Below are 23502 nucleotides of genomic sequence, written 5' to 3' on the forward strand. Positions count from 1 at the left end.
TGCGGCTTAGCACCGCATTGTCGTTTCCCGGTTAAACGCATCTGCGCAACTGCCAGTAAGCCCTGGTGATAGCAGGGGCGAGCTATTCCTCTCTCGGCCTGTCCTGGGCTTCTTGTCTATTCGCTTTCTGCGCCTTGCATAAAACGGATAAAGGTCTGCGCAAAGCGGATATTGCACTCCCTCCCGCGTCCCTAATCTTGGCCTGTCAGTACAAAAACAATGGAGGCCCTGGCCATGTCCCTGGGATTCGACTTTATTAATTCCCTGCTTGAAGAAGATAAGGAGAAGGGCATCTACCGCTGTAAGCGTGAGATGTTCACCGATCCCCGGCTGTTCGAGCTGGAGATGACCCACATCTTCGAGGGTAACTGGTTGTATCTCGCCCATGAGAGCCAGATCCCCGAGAAGAACGACTACTACACCACCACCATGGGGCGTCAGCCGATTTTTATCGCGCGCAACAAGGACGGTGTGCTCAACGCCTTCATCAACGCCTGCAGCCACCGTGGTGCCATGCTTTGCCGTTTCAAGAGCGGCAACAAGGCCACCTACACCTGTCCGTTCCATGGCTGGACCTTCAACAACTCGGGCAAGCTGCTCAAGGTCAAGGATCCAGCTGAAGCCGGCTACCCGGACAGCTTCAACTGCGATGGCTCCCACGACCTGAAGAAGGTCGCGCGCTTCGAGTCCTACCGTGGCTTCCTGTTCGGCAGCCTGAAAGAGGACGTGGCGCCGCTGGAAGACTTCCTCGGCGAGTCGAAGAAGATCATCGACATGATCGTCGACCAGTCCGCCGATGGCCTGGAAGTGCTGCGCGGTGCCTCCACCTATGTCTACGAAGGCAACTGGAAGCTGCAGGCCGAGAATGGTGCCGACGGCTACCACGTCACCGCCGTGCACTGGAACTACGCCGCCACCCAGCAGCAGCGCAAGCTGAAAGAAGCCGGTGACGATATCCGCGCCATGAGCGCCGGCGGCTGGGGCAAGAAGGGCGGTGGTTTTTACTCCTTCGAGAACGGCCACCTGCTGCTGTGGACCCGCTGGGACAACCCGGAAGACCGTCCGCTGTTCGCCCTGCGCGACAAGCTCGCCGGCGAGTTCGGCGAGGCGCGTGCCGACTGGATGATTGGCAACTCGCGCAACCTCTGCCTGTACCCGAACCTGTACCTGATGGATCAGTTCGGCTCGCAGCTGCGCATCGCCCGGCCGCTGTCGGTGGACAAGACCGAAGTCACCATCTATTGCATCGCGCCCAAGGGTGAGAGCGCCGAGGCGCGTACCCGGCGCATTCGTCAGTACGAGGACTTCTTCAACGTCAGCGGCATGGCCACTCCTGACGATCTGGAAGAGTTCCGTGCCTGCCAGCAGGGCTTCGCCGGTCGCGCCATGGAGTGGAACGATATGTCCCGCGGTGCCGAGCACTGGGTGGAAGGTGCTGATGAAGCCGCGCAAGAAATTGATCTCAAACCCAAGCTCAGCGGCGTGCGCACCGAAGACGAAGGCCTGTTCGTGTTGCAGCACCATTACTGGCAGCAGCAGATGATCGAGGCGCTGAAAAAACAGCAGGAACAGCTGATCCATGTGGAGGGCGCGTAAATGAGCATGACTTACGACGCCGTGCGCGACTTCCTCTACCGTGAAGCGCGCTACCTGGACGACAAGCAGTGGGACGAGTGGCTGGAGTTGTATGCCGGCGACGCGACCTTCTGGATGCCGGCCTGGGATGACCGCGACCAGTTGGTGGAAAACCCGCAGACCGAAATCTCGCTGATCTGGTACGGCAACCGCAGCGGTCTGGAAGACCGCGTATTCCGCATCCGTACCGAGCGTTCGAGTGCCACCATCCCGGATACGCGTACTTCGCACAACATCAACAACATCGAGATCCTCGAGCAGGCCGATGGTGTGTGCAAGCTGCGTTTCAACTGGCACACCATGAGCTTTCGCTACAAGGTCGTCGATCACTTCTATGGCACCAGCTTCTACACCCTCGATACCAGCGGCCCGAACCCGCTGATCAAGGCCAAGAAGGTGGTGTTGAAGAACGACTACGTGCGCCAAGTCATCGACGTTTATCACCTCTGAACACGGCCTGAAGCCCCGCGTCGGCTCGGGCCCTATTTGCACCGCCGCCAGCAGCACGCACTCCTTGCGCGTGAGCGCTGCACGGCTGGCTGCAAGGGTCAGAGCGGCGCATGGGCCACCTGCCAGGGTGTAACCACTGCTTAAAGCGAGGTGTGCCATGAGCCACAAGATCGCACTGAATTTCGAAGACGGGGTCACCCGTTTCATTGACGCCAATGTCGGCGAAACCGTCGCCGATGCCGCCTATCGTCAGGGCATCAACATTCCCTTGGATTGCCGTGACGGTGCTTGCGGTACCTGTAAGTGCTTCGCCGAAGCCGGCCAGTACGATCAGGGCCAGGACTACATCGAAGATGCCCTGAGCGAAGACGAAGCCGAGCAGGGCTTCGTGCTGACCTGCCAGATGCGTGCCGAGAGCGATTGCGTGATCCGCGTGCCGGCCTCTTCGGATGTCTGCAAGACCCAGCAGCACAGCTTCGAGGCGGCGATCAGCGCGGTGCGCCAACTGTCCGACAGCACCATTGCCTTGTCGATCAAGGGCGAGTCGCTGAGCAAACTGGCGTTCCTCCCTGGCCAGTACGTCAACCTCAAGGTCCCGGGCAGCGAGCAAACCCGCGCTTACTCGTTCAGCACCCTGCAGAAAGACGGCGAAGTCAGCTTCCTGATTCGCAACGTGCCGGGCGGGCTGATGAGCAGCTTCCTCACCGGGCGGGCCTTGGCCGGCGACAGCATGACCCTGGCCGGGCCTCTGGGCAGCTTCTACCTGCGCGAGATCAAGCGGCCGCTGTTGCTGCTGGCCGGCGGTACTGGCCTGGCACCCTTCACCGCGATGTTGGAAAAGATCGCCGAGCAGGGTAGCGCGCATCCGCTGCACCTGATCTATGGGGTGACCAACGATTTCGACCTGGTCGAGATGGACAAGCTCGAGGCCCTGGCGGCGCGGATTCCCAACTTCACCTTTAGTGCCTGCGTGGCCAGCCCGGACAGCAGCTACCCGCAGAAGGGTTACGTGACCCAGCACATCGCGCCCAGGCACCTCAATGACGGTGATGTCGATGTCTATCTGTGTGGCCCGCCACCCATGGTCGAGGCCGTCAGCCACTACATCCGCGAGCAGGGCATCCAGCCAGCGAACTTCTATTACGAGAAGTTCGCCGCCAGCGCCTAAATGCTCCTTTGGTTCGCTTACTGCGTAAGCGGGCCGGTTTTATTCGGGTAGATGAGTATGAACAAGCGTTTTCAAGACAAGGTTGCAGTGATCACCGGTGCCGCACAGGGCATTGGTCGCCGCGTGGCCGAGCGCATGGCTGCCGAAGGTGCTCGCCTGGTGCTGGTCGACCGCTCCGAGCTGGTGCATGAGCTGGCCGAACAACTGGCTGGTGTTAGCGAGGTGCTGACCCTGACCGCCGACCTTGAGCAGGCTGTCGAGTGTCAGCGGGTGATGGCTGCAGCAGTCGAGCGTTTTGCGCGCCTGGACATCCTGATCAATAACGTCGGCGGCACCCTCTGGGCCAAGCCGTTCGAGCACTACCAGGCGAACGAGATCGAGGCCGAAGTGCGTCGCTCGCTGTTCCCCACCCTGTGGTGCTGCCACGCCGCGCTGCCGCAGATGCTCGAGCAGGGCCGTGGTGCCATCGTCAACGTTTCCTCGATCGCCACCCGCGGCGTCAACCGTGTGCCCTACGGCGCGGCCAAGGGCGGTGTTAACGCCCTGACCGCCTGCCTGGCGTTCGAGACCGCCGAGCGTGGCATTCGCGTCAACGCCACTGCGCCGGGCGGCACCGAAGCGCCGCCGCGGCGTATCCCGCGCAACAGTGCCGAGCCGAGCGCGCAGGAGAAGGTCTGGTACCAGCAGATCGTCGACCAGACCCTCGACAGCAGCCTGATGAAACGCTACGGCAGCATCGACGAGCAGGCCGGCGCGATTCTCTTTCTGGCCTCCGACGACGCGGCCTACATCACCGGTGTCACCTTGCCAGTGGGCGGGGGTGACCTGGGTTGAGTCCGTTCGCTCAGCCGCCTCAGGGATAGCCACGCCAGGACGCATCAGCACTACAACAACAAGAGTCCTATGCCATGCGCAAGACCGACGTACACCACATCATCGACAACGCACGCTTCAACCGCTTCCACTGGATGGTGCTGTTCTGGTGTGCCCTGATCATCATCTTCGACGGCTATGACCTGGTCATCTACGGCGTGGTATTGCCGCTGATCATGAAAGAGTGGGGCCTGACCCCGCTGGAAGCCGGTGCCCTGGGCAGCTATGCGCTGTTCGGCATGATGTTCGGCGCGCTGTTCTTCGGCCCGCTGGCCGACAAGATCGGCCGCAAGAAGGCCATCACCCTCTGCGTGGTGCTGTTCAGCGGCTTCACCGTGCTCAACGGCTTCGCCGACAGCCCCACGGAGTTCGGTATCTGCCGCTTTATCGCCGGCCTCGGCATCGGCGGGGTGATGCCCAACGTGGTGGCGCTGATGAACGAATACGCGCCGAAGAAGATTCGCAGCACCCTGGTGGCCATCATGTTCAGCGGCTACTCGGTGGGCGGCATGCTCTCCGCCGGCCTGGGTATGGTGCTGATTCCGCAGTTCGGCTGGCAGGCGGTGTTCTTCGTCGCCGGTATTCCGTTGTTGCTGCTGCCGCTGGTGGTTTATCTGCTGCCGGAATCGGTCGGTTTCATGCTGCGCAAGGGCCGCACCGAAGAGGCCCGTCAGGTACTCAAGCGGGTCGATCCGGCCTATGACCTGCGCGCCGACGACCAACTGCAAATGGCCGCGGTGAAATCGACCGGCACGCCGGTACTGCAACTGTTCAGTGATGGTCGCGCACTGCGCACCCTGATGCTCTGGCTGGCGTTCTTCTGCTGCCTACTGATGGTTTATGCGTTGAGCTCCTGGTTGCCGAAACTGATGGCCAACGCCGGCTACAGTCTGGGTTCCAGCCTGTCGTTCCTGCTGGTACTGAACTTCGGCGCGATCTTCGGCGCCATCGGCGGCGGGGTGATGGGCGACAAGCTCAACCTGCCGCGGGTGCTCGCGGTGTTCTTCGTCATCGCCGCGGTGTCGATCACTCTGCTCGGGATCAAGAGCCCGACCCCGGTGCTGTACCTGCTAATCGCCATCGCCGGCGCCACCACCATCGGCTCGCAGATCTTACTGTACGCCTGCGCCGCGCAGTTCTACTCGATGAATATCCGCTCCACCGGCCTCGGCTGGGCTTCGGGCATCGGCCGTAACGGCGCCATCGTCGGCCCGTTGCTCGGCGGCGCACTGCTGGGGATCAGTCTGCCACTGCAATACAACTTCATGGCCTTCGCCCTGCCGGGTGCGGTTGCCGCCATCGCCATGTCCGTGTTCGCCATCAGCAGCCAGCGCAGCAGCCGTGCCGCGCAGGCGTCTGTGGCCGCGGCTTCCTGACCACAACCTGCGGAATCTGAAATGAGCCACTCCCTGATCGAAAGCATCGAGGCGATCATCGTCGATCTGCCGACCATCCGCCCGCACAAGCTGGCGATGCACACCATGCAGCAGCAGACCCTGGTGGTGATCCGCCTGCGTTGCTCCGACGGCAGCGAAGGCCTGGGCGAGTCGACCACCATCGGTGGCCTGGCCTACGGCAACGAAAGCCCGGAGAGCATCAAGCAGAACATCGACAGCCACCTGGCGCCGCTGCTGCTCGGTCAGGACGCGGCCAATATCAACGCGGCCATGCTGCGCCTGGACAAGGCGGCCAAGGGCAACACCTTCGCCAAGTCCGGCCTGGAAAGCGCGCTGCTCGATGCCCAGGGCAAGCGCCTCGGCCTGCCGGTCAGCGAGTTGCTCGGCGGCCGCGTGCGCGACAGCCTGGAAGTGGCCTGGACCCTGGCCAGCGGCGACACCGCCAAGGACATCGCCGAAGCCGAGCACATGCTCGACATCCGCCGCCACCGCATCTTCAAGCTGAAGATCGGCGCCAACGAGGTCAACCAGGACCTCAAGCACGTCATCGCGATCAAGCGGGCCCTGGGTGACCAGGCCAGCGTGCGCGTCGACGTCAACCAGTACTGGGATGAGTCACAGGCCCTGCGCGCCTGCCAGGTGCTCGGCGAAAACGGCATCGACCTGATCGAGCAACCGATCTCGCGGATCAACCGCAGCGGTCAGGTGCGCCTGAACCAGCGCAGCCCGGCGCCGATCATGGCCGACGAGTCGATCGAGAGCGTCGAGGACGCCTTCAGCCTGGCCGCCGACGGCGCCGCCAGCATCTTCGCCCTGAAGATCGCCAAGAACGGCGGCCCGCGCGCCGTGCTGCGCACTGCGGCAATCGCCGAGGCCGCCGGCATCGCCCTGTATGGCGGGACCATGCTGGAAGGCGCCATCGGCACACTGGCCTCGGCCCACGCCTTCGTCACCCTCAGGCAACTGACCTGGGGCACCGAACTGTTCGGCCCGCTGCTGCTGACCGAGGAAATTGTCACCGAGGCCCCGGTGTACCGCGACTTTCAGCTGCATGTACCGCGGACCCCAGGCCTCGGCCTGACGCTCGACGAAGAGCGCCTGGCGTTCTTCCGCCGTCCATGAGGTTACAAGCAATGGCCTGCCAGCCGAGGAGATGAACCCATGCTGTTCCACGTAAAGATGACCGTAAAGCTGCCGGTGGATATGGACCCGGCCAAGGCCGCCCGGATCAAGGCAGACGAGAAAGAACTGGCCCAGCGCCTGATGCGCGAGGGCAAGTGGCGCCACCTGTGGCGCATCGCCGGGCAGTACGCCAACTACAGCGTATTCGACCTGGACAGCGTGCAGGAACTGCACGACACCCTGATGCAGCTGCCGCTGTTTCCCTACATGGATATCGAGATCAACGCCCTGTGCCGCCACCCCTCGTCCATCCGTGAAGACGACCGTTGATTTCCAGCCATAACAACAATGCGAGGTAACCCCCAATGACCCTGAACATTTCCCAAACTGCCGAGGTACAGCAATTCTTCGAAGAAGCCAGCGGCTTCCTCAACGACCAGGGCAGCCCGCGGCTCAAGGCTGTGGTACGGCGCATCCTGCAAGACACCGCGAAAATCATCGAAGACCTCGAAGTGACGCCCGACGAGTTCTGGAAGGCCGTGGACTACCTCAACCGCCTGGGTGGCCGCAATGAAGCCGGCTTGCTGGTCGCAGGCCTGGGCCTGGAGCACTACCTCGACCTGTTGCAGGATGCCCAGGACGAGCAGGCCGGCCTGACCGGTGGCACCCCGCGCACCATCGAAGGCCCGCTGTACGTGGCCGGCGCACCGATCGCCCAAGGCGAAACGCGGATGGATGACGGCAGCGAAGCGGGCACGGTGATGTTCCTTCAGGGCGTGGTGCGCGACACCGAAGGCAAGCCAGTTGCCAATGCCGTCGTCGACCTGTGGCATGCCAACACCCAGGGCAACTACTCCTACTTCGACAAGAGCCAGTCCGAGTACAACCTGCGCCGGCGCATCATCACCGATGCCGAAGGCCGCTACCGCGCGCGCAGCATCGTACCGTCCGGCTACGGCTGCGCGCCGGATGGCCCGACCCAGGAAGTGCTCGACCAGCTCGGCCGCCACGGTCAGCGTCCGGCGCATATCCACTTCTTCATCTCCGCCCCGGGCTACCGCCACCTGACCACCCAGATCAACCTGGCCGGTGACAAGTACCTGTGGGACGACTTCGCCTACGCCACCCGCGAAGGTCTGGTCGGCGATATCCGCTTCGTCGAGGACGCCGAAGCCGCGCGTGCCCGTGGCGTGGACGGGCGCTTCGCCGAGGTCGACTTCGACTTCCAACTGCAGAACGCACCGGCTCCGGCCGCCGAGCAGCGCAGCAACCGTCCGCGCGCGTTGCAGCAAGCCTGAGTTACCCAGCTCGACGGGAACCCGAGGGTTCCTGTCGCGCTGCATCGCCTGCGTCAGCCACAACAAGAGCGATCCGGACCCTGCGTCACGGATGGCCAGATGCGTCTTGCGACGAGGTCTTATGAAAGCCTTGGTCAACGATTTTTCCCTGTCCGCCGTGGTGGCCGGGTTCATTGCCACCGTGATTTCCTACGCCGGTCCCCTGGTGATCATCTTCCAGGCGGCCGAAAGCGCCGGCATGTCCCACGCCGTGCTGTCGTCCTGGGTCTGGGCCATCTCCATCGGCAGCGCCGTGCTCGGCATAGTCCTCAGCCTGCGCTATCGCGTGCCCATCGTCATCGCCTGGTCGGCTCCGGGCTCGGCGTTGCTGGTTTCGCTATTGCCGCAGATCAGCCTGGGCGAGGCGGTCGGCGCCTACATCGTGGCCAGCCTGATCATCTTCCTGGTCGGCATCTCCGGCGCCTTCGACCGCATCATCGGCAAACTGCCGGCGGCGATCTCCGCCGGCATGCTGGCCGGCATCCTGTTCGGCTTCGGCACCGGCCTGTTTGTCTCGCTGCAAGCAAAACCCTTCCTGGTGCTGGCGATGTTCGCCACCTACCTGCTGGTCAAGCGCCTGTCGCCGCGTTATGCGGTGATGGCGGTGCTGATTGTTGGCTGCTTGATTGCGCTAGTTAACGGTGAGCTGCGCCAGGAAGTGCTGGTGATCGGCTTGGCCACGCCGGTGTGGATCGGCCCCGAGTTTACCCTGTCGGCCAGCCTGAATATCGCCTTGCCGCTGGTGATGGTGGCGCTCACCGGACAGTTCGTGCCGGGCATGGCGGTGTTGCGCAATGCCGGCTACCAGACGCCAGCCCGCCCGATCATCAGCAGCAGTGCGCTGGGCTCGCTGCTGCTGGCCCCCTTCGGTTGCCATGGTCTCAATTTGGCGGCGATCACCGCGGCCATCTGTACCGGTCGCGAAGCCCACGAAGACCCGTCCAAGCGCTATGTCGCCGGCGTGGTCGGTGGCCTGGCTTACCTGTTGCTGGGCCTGTTTGGCGCCACCCTGGTGTCGCTGTTCGGCGCCTTCCCCAAAGAGTTGATTGCCGCCCTGGCTGGCCTGGCGTTGTTCGCCGCCATCGCCGGTTCGCTGGCCGCTGCCATGGCCGTGCCAGATGACCGTGAGGCGGCACTGATCACCTTTCTGGTGACCGCTTCGGGCATGTCCTTTATGGGGCTGTCGGCGGCCTTTTGGGGGCTGGTGTTCGGCATCGCCGCCCATCTGCTGCTGAGTGCGCGGCGCACACCGGCAATAGCGCAGCCGCCGCTGCAGGCGACGGCCTTGGCCAAGGAGGCGGCGCGCTAAGCGTACCCAGCCCCCCGAGTATTGCCGCCGCGTCTGCTGCGTGCCGGACGAGGCGGTAGTCACACCACCCACTTGTGTTGCCCGGCGTGTGCCCGGCAAGGGTGAAGCAACAGCACTATTTCAATAACAACAAAGAGCTAAACGATGAATCACTATCCGAATGTAAAGCCTGTCCTGCTCTCCGTCGCCGTTGCCCTCAGCTTGCCAGCCCTGGTGCAGGCGGCCGAAAGCGGCTTTATCGAAGACACCAGCGCCACCCTGCAAGCGCGCAATTACTATTTCAGCCGCGACTTTTCCGACATCGTCGGGCCCAACCGGCAGTCCAAGGCGGAGGAGTGGGCCCAGGGCTTTATCCTCAACCTCAAGTCCGGCTACACCCCCGGCACCGTCGGCTTCGGCGTGGATGCCATCGGCCTGCTCGGCCTCAAGCTCGACAGCAGCCGCGACCGGGTCAACACCGGTTTGCTACCGACCCTGGAAAGCGGCGAGGCCGCCGATGACTACAGCCGCCTGGGTGCGGCGCTGAAGGTAAAAGTCTCGAAGACTGAGCTGAAGGTCGGCGAGTTGCAGCCCAACCTGCCGGTGTTGACCTTCTCCGATATCCGCCTGCTGCCGCCCAGCTACCAGGGCGCCAGCATCGTCTCCAATGAGATCGCCGGGCTGACCCTGCAGGGCGGGCAACTGCACTCCACCAGCCTGCGTAACGAGGCGGGCGACGACAAGATGATGGCCATGCTCGGCCACTTGCCGCAACGCGCTGGCAGCAGCGACCGCTTCAACTATGCCGGCGCCGATTACGCCTTCAATACCAACCGCACCTCGGTCGGGACCTGGTATGCGCAGCTGGAGGACCTCTACAACCAGCGCTTTGTCAGCCTCAAGCACAGTGAGCCGCTGGGCAACTGGGTGCTGGGTGCCAACCTCGGCTTTTATGACTCCAACGAGGACGGCAAGCAGCTGATCGGCAAGATCGACAACCAGGCGTTCTTCTCCCTGCTGTCGGCCAAGCATGGCGGCCATACCTTCTATCTTGGCTACCAGGCGATATTCGGCGACCAGGCCTTCCCGCGGGTATTCGCCAACGTCAGCCCGCTGGGCAACGAGGTACCGACCTTCGAGTTCGCCTCGGCCGACGAGCGTTCCTGGCAGGTGCGCTACGACTACGACTTCAGCGCCATGGGCGTACCGGGTCTGATCGCCGGCGTGCGTTACCTCAAGGGCGATAACGTCGATGCACAGGCCACCAATCGCGGTGGTCCGCGCTACGAGGGCAAGGACTTCGAGCGCGATCTGGATATCGGCTACACGGTGCAGAGCGGCCCGCTGAAGAACCTCGGCGTGCGCGTGCGTAACGTCACCGCCCGTTCCAACTACCGCACCGACATCGACGAGAACCGCCTGATCTTCAACTACACCTGGAACCTGCTCTGACCCATAGCTAAGCGTGCAACGACCTACTGGCCGTGACGCCGGTAGGCCGCAGAAAAAACGGCCATTAAAGATGGTTTTCCCTGAATGCTTCGCCGCAGAGCGGAGCTGGAGACAACAATGAACAAGAATAACAAGATGCCTTGCACAACCCGTTTCAGCTTTACCGCCGGCGCCCTGGCGCTGGCGCTCGGTGCGTCCCTGGCCACCGCGGTACAGGCGGCCGAGCCGCTGAAGATCGGCCTGTTGCTGCCCTATACCGGCACCTTCGCCGCCCTCGGCGAAGCCACCACCAATGGCTTGAAACTGGCCATCGAGCAGCACGACAACAGCCTCGGCGGACGCCCGGTCGAGTATGTGGTGGTCGACAGCGAGGCCAATCCGGCCAAGGCCGTGCCGAACATGCAGAAGCTGATCGCCGGCGCCAACGTCGATGTGGTGGTCGGTCCGGTGCATTCTGGGGTCGGCATGGGCGCGGTCAAGGTCGCCCGCGAGACCGGCGTGCCGCTGATCATCCCCAACGCCGGCTTCAACGCGGCCACCGGGGCCCTGTGCGCGCCGAACATCTTCCGGACCTCCTTCACCTCTTGGCAGACCGCCTACCCGATGGGCCAGGTGGCGGCAGACAAGGGTTACAAGAACATCGTCACCCTGGCCTGGCGCTACGGCTTCGGCACCGAGTCGGTGGAGGGCTTCAAGGAGGGTTTCGAGAAGGCCGGTGGCAAGGTCAGCAAGGAAATCTACGTGCCGTTCCCGGACGTGGAGTTCCAGTCGCAGCTGACCGAGATCGCCGCGCTTAAGCCGGACGCGGTGTTCGTCTTCTTCGCCGGCGGCGGCGCGGCCAAGTTCGTGCAGGATTACGCCGCTGCCGGCCTGCAGGGCAAGATCCCGCTGCTCGGCTCGGGCTTCCTCACCGAGGGCACCCTGGCCGCCCAAGGGCAGGCCGCCACCGGCCTGCTGACCACCCTGCATTACGCCGACTTCCTGGGTACGCCGGAGAACCTGCGCTTTCGCGAGGACTACCGGCAGAAGTTCGGCAAGGAGGCCGACGTCTACGCGGTGCAGGGCTACGACACCGGTCTGCTGCTGGCCCAGTCGCTTAAGACGGTAGCCGGCAATACCCGGGACCGTGCGGCCTGGATCGCCGCCATGGCCCAGGCGCGGATCCCCAGTCCGCGTGGCGAGTGGACCTTCTCCAAGGCCCATAACCCGGTGCAGAACATCTACCTGCGCGAAGTCCGCGACGGCGTCAATGTGGTGGTCAGCACGGCCGCCACCGCCCTGGCCGACCCCGCGCCAGGCTGCAAGATGCAGTAAGCACCGCCGCCCCCGCACCCCGGTTGCCGTCTAGCGGCCGGGGTGCGGGCCCGTGCCATTCTTTGCCTTGGTATGCACGATGGAACTTTCCACTCTTCTCATCCAGACCATGAACGGTCTGCAGTACGGGCTGTTGCTGTTTCTTATCGCCAGCGGCCTGACCCTGATCTTCGGCATCATGCACATCATCAACCTGGCCCATGGCGCGCTCTATATGGTCGGCGCCTACCTGGTGTACTGGTTGACCGGCCTGGTCGGCGATCTGTTTCTCGCCATCCTCCTGGCGCTGCCCTTGGCGGCCGCCATCGGCGTGCTCATCGAGCGCTTCCTGATCCAGGCGCTGTACCAGCGCGACCACCTGGACCAGGTGCTGATGACGTTCGGCCTGATCATGGTGATCGATTCGCTGCGCAGCATCATCTGGGGCAACGACGTGCACAGCGTGGCCATCCCGGCACTGCTCAGCGGCTCGATCCAGCTGACCGAAACCCTCGACTACCCGGTGTATCGCCTGTTCATTTCCGCGGTCTGCGCCCTGATCGCGCTGGCCATGTACCTGATCCTGCAACGCACCCGGCTGGGCATGATCATCCGCGGCGGCTCCAGCAACCGCGAAATGGTGCAGGGCTTGGGCATCAATATCCGCGTCATCTACACCCTGGTGTTCGCCGCCGGCGCGGCGCTCACGGCGTTCGCCGGGATGATCGCGGCGCCGGTGTCTTCGGTCTATCCCGGCATGGGCAACCAGATCCTGATCATCGCCTTCGTGGTGGTGGTCATCGGCGGTCTGGGCTCGATCCGCGGAGCTTTTCTCGGTGCCTTGCTGGTGGGCCTGACTGCCACCTGGGGCGCCGTTCTGGTGCCGCAATACGCCGGCATGGCCGTGTATGTGCTGATGGCCGTGGTGCTCTTATTCAAGCCACGTGGCCTGTTCGCCTAGCAGACTGTTGAAAACTGATAATTTTCGGGGACTTTCTTATGCACGCATTACCTCGCCCGATCCAGCTTCTGCTTGTTGTGTTACTGCTGCTGATGGCTGCCTACCCGTTTTTCGGGGCAAGCCTGGCCGGTGAAAAACATGACTTCTTCCTGCAGCAACTGACCAGCATCATGATCCTGGCCATAGTCGCCCTGAGCCTCGACCTGCTGGTCGGTGTCAGCGGCATGGTCAGCCTGGCCCAGGCGGCGTTCTTCGGCCTGGCCGGTTACTTCCTGGTGCTGTTCGCCCCTGAGTACGAAGCTGTGAGTATCTGGATCGCCCTGCCGGTCTGCCTTGGCCTGACCGCCCTGGCTGCGCTGCTGATGGGCGCTCTGATCATTCGTACCTCCGGCATCTTCTTCATCATGGTGACCATCGCCTTTTCGCAGATGCTGTTCTATCTGCTCCACGATGCCGCCTTCGCCGGCGGCTCGGACGGGGCCTACCTGTTTATGAAGCCCGAGGTCGCCATCGGTGGCCTGCAACTGCTCGATCTGGAAAACCGCACCACGCTGTTCTATGTGGTGCTGGCCTCGTTGGGGCTGCTGTTCATCCTGTTGCGTACCTTTATGCGCGCGCCTTTTGGCCGGGTATTGCTGGGCCTCAAGGAGAACGAGCAGCGGGTGCGCGCCATGGGCTACAACCCGCTGTTCTACAAACTGGTGGCGTTCGTCATCGCCGGCACCATCGCCGGTTATGCCGGCATGTTGTCGGCCACCCAGTATGGTTTCGTCAGCCCCAGCCAGCTGGGCTGGCAGATGTCGGCCCATGTGCTGGTGATGGTGATCCTCGGCGGCATGGGCACCCTGTTCGGGCCGATTCTCGGCGCCTTCGCCTTCGAGGGCTTGCATCACTGGTTCGCCAGCCTGACCCCGCATTGGGAGCTGCCGATGGGCATCGTGGTGATCTGCATGGTGCTGTTGCTGCCGCGCGGTATCGCCGGCCTGCTGTTGCAGCTGACGCAGCGCAAACGTGGCAAGGCAACGCAGACGCCAGCGGCCGGCGCGGTCAACAAGGAGGCCGAACAATGAGCGCGATCATTCTGGAAACCCGTGGCCTGACCAAGACCTTCGGGGGCCTGACAGCGGTCAACGACATCAGCCTGCAGGTGGCCGCGCGTGAGATTCACGCCATCATCGGCCCCAATGGCGCGGGCAAGAGCACCATGGTCAACCTGTTGTCCGGTCACCTGCGCCCCAGCAGCGGGCAGGTCATCTTCAATGGCCAGGACATCACCGGGCTGGCGCCCAACCGGGTCTCGCACCTGGGCGTGGGGCGCAGCTTCCAGCGGACCAACATCTTCCCCAGTTTCAGCTGCCTGGAGAACTGCATGCTGGCGGCGCAGTCGCGAATGAAGAACTCGTTCCGCTTCTTCCGCCGCAGCGAGAGCTACCGCGCGGTGTGCGAGCGCGCCGAGAAGGCCCTGGAGCTGTGCGGCCTGAGCCACAGGCGCGAGCGCATCGCCGGTTCCATGAGCTATGGCGAGCAGCGCCAGTTGGAGATCGGCATGGTGCTGGCCACCGAGCCGAGCTTTCTGCTGCTGGACGAGCCGATGGCCGGCATGGGCAAGGAGGAGTCGAGCCGGGTGGTCGAGCTGCTCGCCGAGCTGTCGCGGGAGTACTCCATGGTGCTGGTCGAGCACGACATGGACGCGGTGTTCAGCATCGCCAAGACCCTGACCGTGATGGTCAACGGACAAATGCTGGCAAGCGGCCCGCTGGATCGGGTGCGTAACGATCCGGCGGTACAGGAGGCCTATCTGGGCGACGGCGAGGAGCAATTCTGATGAACACTGCAACCACAGAGCAAACCCCGCTGGTCGAGGTGCGTGGCCTGCACACCTATTACGGCAACAGCCACATCCTGCATGGCGTCGATCTGCACATCGCGCCGGGGGAAACCCTGGCGCTGATGGGGCGCAATGGCATGGGCAAGAGCACCACCATTCGCTCGTTGCTCGGCCTCACTCCGCCGCGCCGTGGCGAGGTGTGGATCAAGGGGGAAAACCTCACCGGCAGCCCGACGCATAAGGTGATCCGCCGTGGCATCGGCTATGTGCCGGAAGGCCGCGGCATGTTCCCCAACCTGAGCGTGCGCGAAAGCCTGGTGATGGCTGCTCGTCCCGGTGTCGACGGCCGCCGCGACTGGACCCTGGAGCGGGTGCTGGAAACCTTCCCGCGTCTGGCCGAACGCTACAGCCACCTCACCGGCAACCTGTCGGGCGGTGAGCAGCAGATGGTGGCCATCGGTCGGGCGCTGATGACCAACCCCGACCTGATGATTCTCGACGAGGCCACCGAAGGCCTGGCGCCGTTGATTCGGCGGGAAATCTGGCAGGTGATCCGCCTGGTCAAGGCCTCCGGTATCGCCACCCTGGTGGTGGACAAGAACGTCAATGTGCTGCTCGACCTCACCGACCGCAGCATGATCATGGTCAAGGGCCGCGTGGTGTATGACGGTCCCAGCCAGGCGTTGAAGGGCCAGCCGGAAATCCTGCAGACACATATCGGTCTGTGAACGGTCGCGACAACGCCAATAACAGAGATGCCGGCTGGCGCCCTCCGTCTGCACGGAGGAGGGCGCCGCAGTCCCGGCCTTGCACTGCGCCGGATCATCGAAGAGCGCATTGATGAACCTGGATCAACCGGCGGTGCACCCCGCGCGCGGCAGCGAAATCTGGCCGCACACCTGCTGCTCGGCAACCTGCTGGCCGATATCGCCCGGCGCAGCAGTCGGGCGAGAAGGTGCTGTCGAGCGCCGACAGCATCCAGGCGAGCAGCCAATCGATCCTCGAACTGGTCGAGGAACTGGGCTGTCTGCTCGAGCAGATTGAATAAGGCTGTGTTCGATTATCGAACGATAAGTCGATAATCGGATTGTTTGCCGGCGCCGCCCGGCCTACTGTTGACTCACCCGCCACCTTCACCCGGTGGCATCGTCAACCGAGCGAGAGCAGCACCGATGGCCGAACTCATTTCCCTTGGCGAAGCCGTACAGCGCTTCGTCAACGACGGCGACACCGTCGCCCTCGAAGGTTTCACCCACTTGATCCCGACCGCGGCATCCCACGAGATCATCCGTCAGGGCAAGCAAGACCTGACTCTGGTGCGCATGACCCCCGATCTGGTCTATGACCTGCTGATCGGCGCCGGTTGCGCCAAGAAGCTGATCTTCTCCTGGGGCGGCAACCCCGGTGTCGGCTCGCTGCACCGCCTGCGCGACGCCGTCGAGAAGGACTGGCCGCATGCGCTGGAGATCGAGGAGCACAGCCACGCCGACCTGGCCAACTCCTACATCGCCGGTGCCTCCGGCCTGCCGTTCGCGGTGCTGCGCGCCTATGCCGGTTCCGACCTGCCGAAGGTCAACCCGCTGATCAAGTCCGTGACCTGCCCGTTCACCGGCGAAGTGCTGGCCGCCGTGCCGGCGGTACGCCCGGACGTCACCGTGATCCACGCGCAGAAGGCCGACCGCAAGGGCAACGTGCTGCTCTGGGGCATCCTCGGCGTGCAGAAGGAAGCGGCCTTGGCGGCCAAGCGCTGCATCGTCACAGTCGAAGAAATCGTCGACGACCTGAATGCGCCGATGAACGCCTGCGTGCTGCCGACCTGGGCGCTGACGGCGGTTTGCCACGTACCGGGCGGTGCTCACCCGTCCTACGCCCACGGCTACTACGAACGCGATAACCGCTTCTACCAGGCCTGGGACCCGATCGCCCGCGACCGCGAAAGCTTCAGCGCCTGGATCGACGAATATATCCGTGGCACTGCCGACTTCAACGAGTTCAAGGCCAAGCTGGCCGCACAGCAGGAGGCCAAGTGATGAGCGCCTACACCACCAATGAAATGATGACCGTGGCCGCCGCCCGCCGCCTGCAGAACGGCGCGGTCTGCTTCGTCGGCATCGGCCTGCCATCCAAGGCCGCCAACCTGGCGCGCCTGACCTCGTCGCCGGACGTGGTGCTGATCTACGAATCCGGCCCGATTGGTGCCAAACCGAGCGTGCTGCCGCTGTCCATCGGTGACGGCGAACTGGCCGAAACCGCCGACACCGTGGTGCCCACCGGCGAAATCTTCCGCTACTGGCTGCAAGGCGGGCGTATCGACATGGGTTTCCTCGGCGCCGCCCAGGTCGACAAGTACGGCAATATCAACACCACCGTGATCGGCGATTACCACCGGCCGAAAGTGCGCCTGCCGGGCGCCGGTGGCGCCCCGGAGATCGCCGGTTCGGCCAAGCAGGTGCTGATCATCCTCAAGCAGTCGCACCGTACCTTCGTCGACAAGCTGGCGTTCATCACCTCGGTCGGCCATGGCGAGGGCGGCGATTCGCGCAAACGCCTCGGCCTGCCGGGCGCCGGGCCGGTGGGGATTATCACCGACCTGTGCATCATGGAGCCGGAGGAGGGTAGCAACGAGTTCATCGTCACTGCGCTGCACCCGGGCGTGAGCCGCGAGCAGGTGATCGAAGCCACCGGCTGGCAGATCCGCTTCGCCGATGTAGTGGCGGTCAGCGAAGCACCCAGCGAGCTCGAACTGGCTGCGCTGCGTGCGCTGGAAGCCCGTACTGCTGCCGCCCACGGACAACTGGGTGGTGAAGAATGAGCCGCGAGGTCTTTATCTGCGACGCCATCCGCACGCCCATCGGCCGCTTCGGCGGTGGCCTGGCGCCGGTACGCGCCGACGATCTGGCCGCCGTGCCGATCAAGGCGCTGATCGAGCGCAACCCGCAGCTCGATCCGGCGGCCATCGAGGAAGTCTTCATGGGCTGCGCCAACCAGGCCGGCGAGGACAACCGCAACGTGGCGCGCATGGCGCTGCTGCTGGCCGGCCTGCCGGAGAGCATTCCGGGCGTGACCCTCAACCGCCTGTGCGCCTCGGGCATGGATGCGGTCGGTACCGCCTTCCGCGCCATCGCCAGTGGCGAGATGGAGCTGGCCATCGCCGGTGGCGTCGAGTCCATGTCCCGCGCGCCCTATGTGCTGGGCAAGGCCGACAGCGCCTTCGGCCGCAACCAGAAGATCGAGGACACCACCATCGGCTGGCGCTTCATCAACCCGTTGATGAAGGCCGAGTACGGCGTCGATGCCATGCCGCAGACCGCCGACAACGTTGCCGACGACTACAACGTCAGCCGCGAGGACCAGGACGCCTTCGCCCTGCGCAGCCAACAACGCGCCGGTCGTGCCCAGGCGCAAGGCTTCTTCGCCGAAGAGATAGTGCCGGTAGTGATCAAGGGCAAGAAGGGCGACACCGTCATCGAGCAGGACGAACACCTGCGCCCGGACACCACGCTAGAAACCCTGACCAAGCTCAAGCCGGTCAATGGTGCGGACAAGACCGTCACCGCCGGCAACGCCTCGGGCGTCAATGACGGCGCAGTCGCGCTGATCCTGGCCTCGGCCGAAGCGCTGAAGAAACACGGCCTGACCCCGCGCGCCAAGGTGCTGGGCATGGCCAGCGCCGGCGTGGCGCCACGGGTGATGGGCATAGGCCCGGTGCCGGCGGTGCGCAAGCTGCTGGAACGCTTGAACCTGACGATCAGCGACTTCGACACCATCGAACTGAACGAAGCCTTCGCCGCCCAGGGCCTGGCCGTGATGCGGGAACTCGGCCTGGCCGACGACAGCGACAAGGTCAACCCCAACGGCGGCGCCATCGCCCTCGGCCACCCGCTGGGCGCCAGTGGCGCGCGGCTGATCCAGACCGCTCTGCATCAGTTGGAGAAGACTGGCGGCCGCAAAGGTCTGGCGACCATGTGCGTGGGCGTCGGTCAGGGCTTGGCGCTGGCCATCGAGCGAGTCTGACCGGCGTTTATATTCGTAGGGTGGGTTAGCCGCGAAGCGACGTAACCCACCGTTGGCGCAGTTGGCGGGTTACGCCATCGGCTAACCCGCCCTACGAGACTAAGGTTTTTTGCATGGCAGGCTCGTCTGCGATCATCAGGGTCTCGGAAACCCGATCGGCAGGCGCGCTTGCTCCTGCAAACCTGTTCCTGCAAAAAGCAGGGCTGGCCGCACGTGCCATGTTGCATCTATAACAGAACCCACCTTCTTGATTTCTGGAGCACTGGCTTGAACAGGCCAAGCAACCAACTCTTCGATGCTTATTTCACCCAGCCTGCCATGCGCGCGATCTTTTCCGACCATGGCCGGGTGCAGGGCATGCTCGATTTCGAAGCTGCTCTGGCTCGCGCCGAAGCGCGTGTGGGGCTGATTCCGCAGAACGCCGTGCCGGCCATCGAAGCCGCCTGCAAGGCCGAACTGTATGACTTCGCGGCGCTGGCCGGGGCGATCACCAGTGCCGGTAACTCCGCCATTCCGCTGGTCAAGGCGCTGGGCCGGCAGGTCGCCGCTCGCAGTGCCGAGGCCGAGCGCTTCGTGCATCTCGGCGCTACCAGTCAGGACGCCATGGACAGTGGCCTGGTGCTCCAGCTGCGGGCGGCCATCGTGCTGTTGGAAAGCGATCTTGCCAGCCTCGCCGATGCCCTGGCCGCACAGGCTCAGCGCCACGCCGACACGCCCCTGGCCGGGCGCACCTGGCTGCAACACGCCACGCCTGTGACCCTCGGCATGAAGATCGCAGGCGTGCTGGGCGCCGTCACCCGTCACCGCCAGCGCCTCATGGAACTCAAGCCGCGCCTGCTGTGTCTGCAGTTCGGCGGTGCGTCCGGCAGCCTTGCTGCGCTCGGCGACCAGGCTTTTCCGGTGGCCGAAGCCCTGGCGCAAGAACTGCAACTGACCCTGCCCGAGCAGCCCTGGCATACCCAGCGCGACCGCCTGGTGGAGTTCGCCAGCCTGCTGGGCATGATCGCCGGCAGCCTGGGCAAGTTGGGTCGCGATCTCAGCCTGCTGATGCAGACCGAGGCCGGCGAAGTGTTCGAACCCGGCGCGCCGGGCAAGGGTGGTTCCTCGACCATGCCGCACAAGCGCAACCCGGTGAGCGCCGCCGTACTGATCGGCGCCGCCACCCGTGCGCCGGGGCTGGTGTCGACCATGTTCAGCGCCATGCCGCAGGAACACGAGCGCAGCCTCGGCCTCTGGCATGCCGAATGGGAAACCCTACCCGCGCTGTGCTGCCTGGTATCCGGTGCCTTGCAGCAGGCGCTGCTGGTGGTGCCAGGGCTGGAGGTGGATGCCGAGCGCATGCGCGCCAACCTCGACCTGACCCAGGGGCTGGTGCTGGCCGAGGCGGTGAGCATCGTGCTGGCCCAGCGTATCGGCCGCGATGCCGCTCACCATCTGCTCGAACAATGCTGCCGCCGGGCGGTGCAGGAGGGCGTCCATTTGCGCCTGGTGCTCGGTGAGGAGCCGCAAGTCAGCGCCGAACTTTCAGCCGCCGAGCTGGATCGTCTGCTCGATCCGGCCCAATACCTTGGCCAGGCCCGTCGCTGGGTCGAACGCGCTCTGGCCGATCATCAAGCTTTCTCGCGTTAGGAGATTCCCGTGCCCGTCGTACAACTCGCCGATGGCGAACTGAACTACCTGCTCGAAGGCCCGGACGATGCGCCGGTGCTGCTGTTGTCCAACTCCCTGGGCACCGACCTCTATATGTGGGATGAACAGATCCCGACTTTTACCCGGCATTTCCGCGTGCTGCGCTACGACACCCGTGGCCATGGAAAATCGCTGGTGACCGAGGGGCCTTACAGCATCGAACAGTTGGGCCGTGATGTGCTGGCCCTACTGGATGCGCTGGATATCCCGCGTGCCAGCTACTGTGGCCTGTCCATGGGCGGGTTGATCGGCCAGTGGCTGGCGATCAATGCCCCCGAGCGCCTGCAGCGTGTGGTGCTGTGCAACACGGCAGCGAAGATCGCCGGCCCCGAGGTGTGGAACCCGCGGATCGAAACCGTGCTGCGCGACGGCCAGGCGGCCATGCTGGCGCTGCGCGATGCCTCCATTGCGCGCTGGTTCACTGCGGAATTCGCCGTGGCCGAACCGGCCAAGGTCAAGGCGGTCACCGACATGCTGGCGGCCACCTCGCCGCAGGGCTATGCGGCGAACTGCGCGGCGGTGCGTGATGCGGATTTCCGTGAACAACTCGCCGCCATCCAGGTGCCGACCCTGATCGTCTGCGGCACCCAGGATGCGGTGACCACGCCGGTGGATGGCCGTTTCATGCTCGAACGCATTCGTGGCGCCGAACTGGTCGAGTTCCACGCGGCGCACCTGTCCAACGTCGAAGCCGGCGCGGCCTTTACCAGGGCGGTGCTGGCGTTCTTGCAGCAGTGATTGCCTCGGTGCGCACGGCGCACCCTACGAAGCGTCGCGCTTCGCCCGTAGGGTGCGCCGTGCGCACCACCTCTTAATTACCCGGAGCTCGAAATGGACGAGAAACAACGCTACGAAGCCGGCATGCAGGTGCGCCGCGCGGTGCTCGGCGATGCTCATGTGGAGCGCAGCCTGGAGCACCTGACGCCGTTCAATAGCGAGTTCCAGGAAATGATCACCCGCCATGCCTGGGGCGATATCTGGACCCGTGCAGGCCTGCCGCGGCACACCCGCAGCCTGATCACCATCGCCATGCTGATCGGCATGAACCGCGAAGGCGAGCTGAAGCTGCACCTCAAGGCGGCCAAGAACAACGGCGTGACCCGCGACGAGATCAAGGAAGTGCTGATGCAGAGCGCGATCTATTGCGGCATCCCGGCGGCCAACGCCACCTTCCACCTGGCCGAGGAGGTCTGGGATGAGCTGGGCGTAGAGTCGATCAGCGCAGACAGAGGCTAGCTTCTGGAGTTCCGGGGCGACGTCAAAGCTCAAGTTCACGGACTCGAGAGAGTCGAGGAAACAGGAGAAATACAACCTCATGAAATTTGGTAATTCGTAGGCATTCTGTCGAGAAATGAGCGGTCCGATACGCATCAGGCTGATCAGCAAGAAAGACAGATCCCCGGTGCTGGTGGTGCTGGCCGATGCCGGGAACATCAGCCGGGCCGCCGAACGGGTTGGCATCACCCAATCTGGGGCCAGCCAGGCCATCGCGCAGTTGGAAGCGCTGCCGGGCGTCCAGGTGTTCGCGCGCGATGCCGCTGATTCCGTCGATTCATCGTGAGTTCGGGTTGGTCTGCTCACCAGCAAGTTCATCTTCTCTTGCTGTTCGTGTCCTTGTGGATCAGCTATGAGCACAGCGGTGCTGCGAGTGGTGGAGATGTGGCGAGGTAGCGGCCCCGATTGCTTCGCAGACGTCGGGCGAGTGGCACATCCCGTTCCTGGTGCAGATAAACATGCCTGCCAGGGGCCGTGTCGGGTCATTCATCCGCGCTCCCATCGTCGGTAGGGGCTTCATAGTCACTTTTTCCGTCCTGAAGCGGTTACTCGCCTGGCAGGGGAACTACTCGCGGTACCGGTTCGAATTCGAGCGGCAGCGCAGCGGTTTTGGCGAGACTTCCTTCGATTTGTCCAGATATGGAATAGACCCCTGCCAGCACCCCGGTGGCGGGGTTGTGCATCAGATCAAGCCACTCTTCGTCAAAGTCGGCGTTCAGGTTTTGTCGAAGCTGCGCTTCCATTTCCGGCCGTGCGTTCTCGCGCGCGATGGCGGTGAAACCCGCCACTCCCAGGGAAATCATCGTGCCGGCCACCCGGGGGAGCACCGCTGAGGCAGCGCTTGCGGCACCGCTGGTGACGAGCTCGGCCGCCAGTTTTTCGCTGGTCCGTTTCGCCACTGACGAGATACCTGTGTCCGATAACCCGGCTCCCGCGCCCCCAGAGGCAATGCGGATCCGATCGACCAGGGCCACATAGGCCGGCAGCCTGTCGAGCGGATCGGTGTGGACAATCTGGTAGAGCGAAGCGCTGTGGGCTGCTGGAGGCGCCAGCGCGATCGCTGGAATGTCTTTGAGTCGCCGGTCGAATTGATCTAGAGGTACAGCGTAGCGCGGCGGGATGCCCTGGAGTTGCTCGCCGAGGCGCTGGACATAGAGTTTCGTCGTCTGCTGCATGACCAGGTCGGGATCGATCTCCTTGGCGACTGGATCCAGCACGCGATCCTGGTATTGCTCCTGCAGATAGCTAGCCAGTCGATTTGCGGTCGGGTCTGTCTCTCCCCCTGTGCTCAGCTTGTACCAGGCCACCTTCATGGTCAGCCATTGCTGGGTCCAGTAGCTGGTAAACCACGGAATAAAGTCTGCATCGGTGCGCTGGTAGACGAGGTCCATCCAGCTCTCCATGGAGCCGCGTGCGTAGTTTTTGGCCTGTCCTGTTGCGGCGAGCGACGCGGCGACTATGTCCCTATCGACCTGCCGCCAGGTACTCTCCGCGATCACAATCGGCGGAGTCAGGTCGGGGGCGCGATCTGGAGTGGCGCACCCCGCCAGCGCCACCATCAAGGCGACGATCAGGGAGCGCAGATTCAACATCGCCGTCCCCTGAAACAGATTCGACAGCGGTAACCCACCCGCCATCGGATAGGTTGCAACCGAGCACTTCACACGGCTCATACGGGTTTAATTGCTCCGCAGACCTCAATGGCCTGCTCTCTTCCTCC

Annotated in this window: 22 protein-coding genes and 1 pseudogene; 22 read left to right on the forward strand and 1 reads right to left on the reverse strand. The window is 63.9% G+C overall.

Features of this window, described 5'->3' with window-relative positions:
* The first annotated feature begins 234 nt into the window (after positions 1-234).
* The 22 genes and pseudogenes from benA to FFS13_RS13970 form a co-directional block, all read left to right on the forward strand.
* Positions 235-1596, forward strand: a complete 1362-nt coding sequence (benA, locus tag FFS13_RS13865) for a benzoate 1,2-dioxygenase large subunit (protein WP_137819667.1) — start codon at positions 235-237, stop codon at positions 1594-1596.
* Complete coding sequence (gene benB / locus FFS13_RS13870; protein WP_137819668.1) at positions 1597-2085, forward strand: benzoate 1,2-dioxygenase small subunit; 489 nt, start codon at positions 1597-1599, stop codon at positions 2083-2085. It begins immediately after the preceding gene.
* A 157-nt stretch (positions 2086-2242) separates the two neighbouring features.
* Entirely contained in the window at positions 2243-3253 is a 1011-nt protein-coding gene (benC, locus tag FFS13_RS13875) for a benzoate 1,2-dioxygenase electron transfer component BenC (protein ID WP_137819669.1), read from the forward strand.
* A gap of 57 nt (positions 3254-3310) precedes the next feature.
* Complete coding sequence (locus FFS13_RS13880) at positions 3311-4087, forward strand: 1,6-dihydroxycyclohexa-2,4-diene-1-carboxylate dehydrogenase (RefSeq protein WP_137819670.1); 777 nt, start codon at positions 3311-3313, stop codon at positions 4085-4087.
* A gap of 74 nt (positions 4088-4161) precedes the next feature.
* Positions 4162-5502, forward strand: coding sequence for an aromatic acid/H+ symport family MFS transporter (locus FFS13_RS13885; RefSeq protein WP_137819671.1), 1341 nt, complete (start codon positions 4162-4164; stop codon positions 5500-5502).
* A gap of 21 nt (positions 5503-5523) precedes the next feature.
* Entirely contained in the window at positions 5524-6645 is a 1122-nt protein-coding gene (locus FFS13_RS13890; RefSeq protein ID WP_137819672.1) for a muconate cycloisomerase family protein, read from the forward strand.
* 39 nt (positions 6646-6684) lie between these two features.
* Positions 6685-6975, forward strand: a complete 291-nt coding sequence (catC, locus tag FFS13_RS13895) for a muconolactone Delta-isomerase (RefSeq protein ID WP_137819673.1) — start codon at positions 6685-6687, stop codon at positions 6973-6975.
* Positions 6976-7010: 35 nt separating this feature from the next.
* Positions 7011-7943: a catechol 1,2-dioxygenase gene (gene catA, locus FFS13_RS13900; RefSeq protein ID WP_137819674.1), complete on the forward strand. Its 933-nt coding sequence runs from the start codon at positions 7011-7013 to the stop codon at positions 7941-7943.
* Positions 7944-8064: 121 nt separating this feature from the next.
* Positions 8065-9291, forward strand: a complete 1227-nt coding sequence (locus FFS13_RS13905; RefSeq protein ID WP_137819675.1) for a benzoate/H(+) symporter BenE family transporter — start codon at positions 8065-8067, stop codon at positions 9289-9291.
* Positions 9292-9435: 144 nt separating this feature from the next.
* Positions 9436-10722 (forward strand): OprD family porin, encoded by a 1287-nt coding sequence (locus FFS13_RS13910; RefSeq protein ID WP_137819676.1) that lies wholly within the window; start codon positions 9436-9438, stop codon positions 10720-10722.
* 117 nt (positions 10723-10839) lie between these two features.
* The gene (locus tag FFS13_RS13915) at positions 10840-12036 is read left to right on the forward strand and encodes an ABC transporter substrate-binding protein (protein ID WP_137819677.1); all 1197 of its coding nucleotides are present in this window, start codon (positions 10840-10842) and stop codon (positions 12034-12036) included.
* Positions 12037-12115: 79 nt separating this feature from the next.
* Positions 12116-12976, forward strand: a complete 861-nt coding sequence (locus FFS13_RS13920) for a branched-chain amino acid ABC transporter permease (RefSeq protein WP_137819678.1) — start codon at positions 12116-12118, stop codon at positions 12974-12976.
* A gap of 38 nt (positions 12977-13014) precedes the next feature.
* On the forward strand, positions 13015-14046 hold the full coding sequence (locus tag FFS13_RS13925) for a branched-chain amino acid ABC transporter permease (RefSeq protein ID WP_137819679.1): 1032 nt from the start codon (positions 13015-13017) through the stop codon (positions 14044-14046).
* The gene (locus FFS13_RS13930; RefSeq protein WP_137819680.1) at positions 14043-14801 is read left to right on the forward strand and encodes an ABC transporter ATP-binding protein; all 759 of its coding nucleotides are present in this window, start codon (positions 14043-14045) and stop codon (positions 14799-14801) included. Before FFS13_RS13925 ends, FFS13_RS13930 begins: the two co-directional genes overlap by 4 nt.
* Entirely contained in the window at positions 14801-15532 is a 732-nt protein-coding gene (locus FFS13_RS13935; protein ID WP_137819681.1) for an ABC transporter ATP-binding protein, read from the forward strand. Before FFS13_RS13930 ends, FFS13_RS13935 begins: the two co-directional genes overlap by 1 nt.
* A 444-nt stretch (positions 15533-15976) precedes the next feature.
* Positions 15977-16834 (forward strand): CoA transferase subunit A, encoded by an 858-nt coding sequence (locus FFS13_RS13940; protein WP_137819682.1) that lies wholly within the window; start codon positions 15977-15979, stop codon positions 16832-16834.
* Entirely contained in the window at positions 16834-17616 is a 783-nt protein-coding gene (locus tag FFS13_RS13945) for a CoA-transferase subunit beta (RefSeq protein WP_137819683.1), read from the forward strand. Before FFS13_RS13940 ends, FFS13_RS13945 begins: the two co-directional genes overlap by 1 nt.
* Complete coding sequence (pcaF, locus tag FFS13_RS13950) at positions 17613-18818, forward strand: 3-oxoadipyl-CoA thiolase (RefSeq protein ID WP_137819684.1); 1206 nt, start codon at positions 17613-17615, stop codon at positions 18816-18818. Before FFS13_RS13945 ends, pcaF begins: the two co-directional genes overlap by 4 nt.
* Before the next feature lie 267 nt (positions 18819-19085).
* The gene (locus FFS13_RS13955; protein WP_137819685.1) at positions 19086-20447 is read left to right on the forward strand and encodes a 3-carboxy-cis,cis-muconate cycloisomerase; all 1362 of its coding nucleotides are present in this window, start codon (positions 19086-19088) and stop codon (positions 20445-20447) included.
* Between the two features lie 9 nt (positions 20448-20456).
* A complete protein-coding gene (gene pcaD / locus FFS13_RS13960; protein WP_137819686.1) occupies positions 20457-21245 on the forward strand; it encodes a 3-oxoadipate enol-lactonase in 789 nt (262 codons plus the stop codon).
* Between the two features lie 93 nt (positions 21246-21338).
* Positions 21339-21743, forward strand: coding sequence for a 4-carboxymuconolactone decarboxylase (pcaC, locus tag FFS13_RS13965; RefSeq protein ID WP_137819687.1), 405 nt, complete (start codon positions 21339-21341; stop codon positions 21741-21743).
* Between the two features lie 115 nt (positions 21744-21858).
* Positions 21859-22041, forward strand: a pseudogene (locus tag FFS13_RS13970) (LysR family transcriptional regulator); the annotation flags it as partial.
* A gap of 286 nt (positions 22042-22327) precedes the next feature.
* On the opposite strand, the gene FFS13_RS13975 reads toward FFS13_RS13970, so the two are convergent.
* Complete coding sequence (locus FFS13_RS13975) at positions 22328-23455, reverse strand: hypothetical protein (RefSeq protein WP_256657900.1); 1128 nt, start codon at positions 23453-23455, stop codon at positions 22328-22330.
* Positions 23456-23502 lie beyond the last annotated feature (47 nt).

It is taken from the genome of Pseudomonas sp. 2FG (genome assembly GCF_005502935.1).
GTDB lineage: Bacteria > Pseudomonadota > Gammaproteobacteria > Pseudomonadales > Pseudomonadaceae > Aquipseudomonas.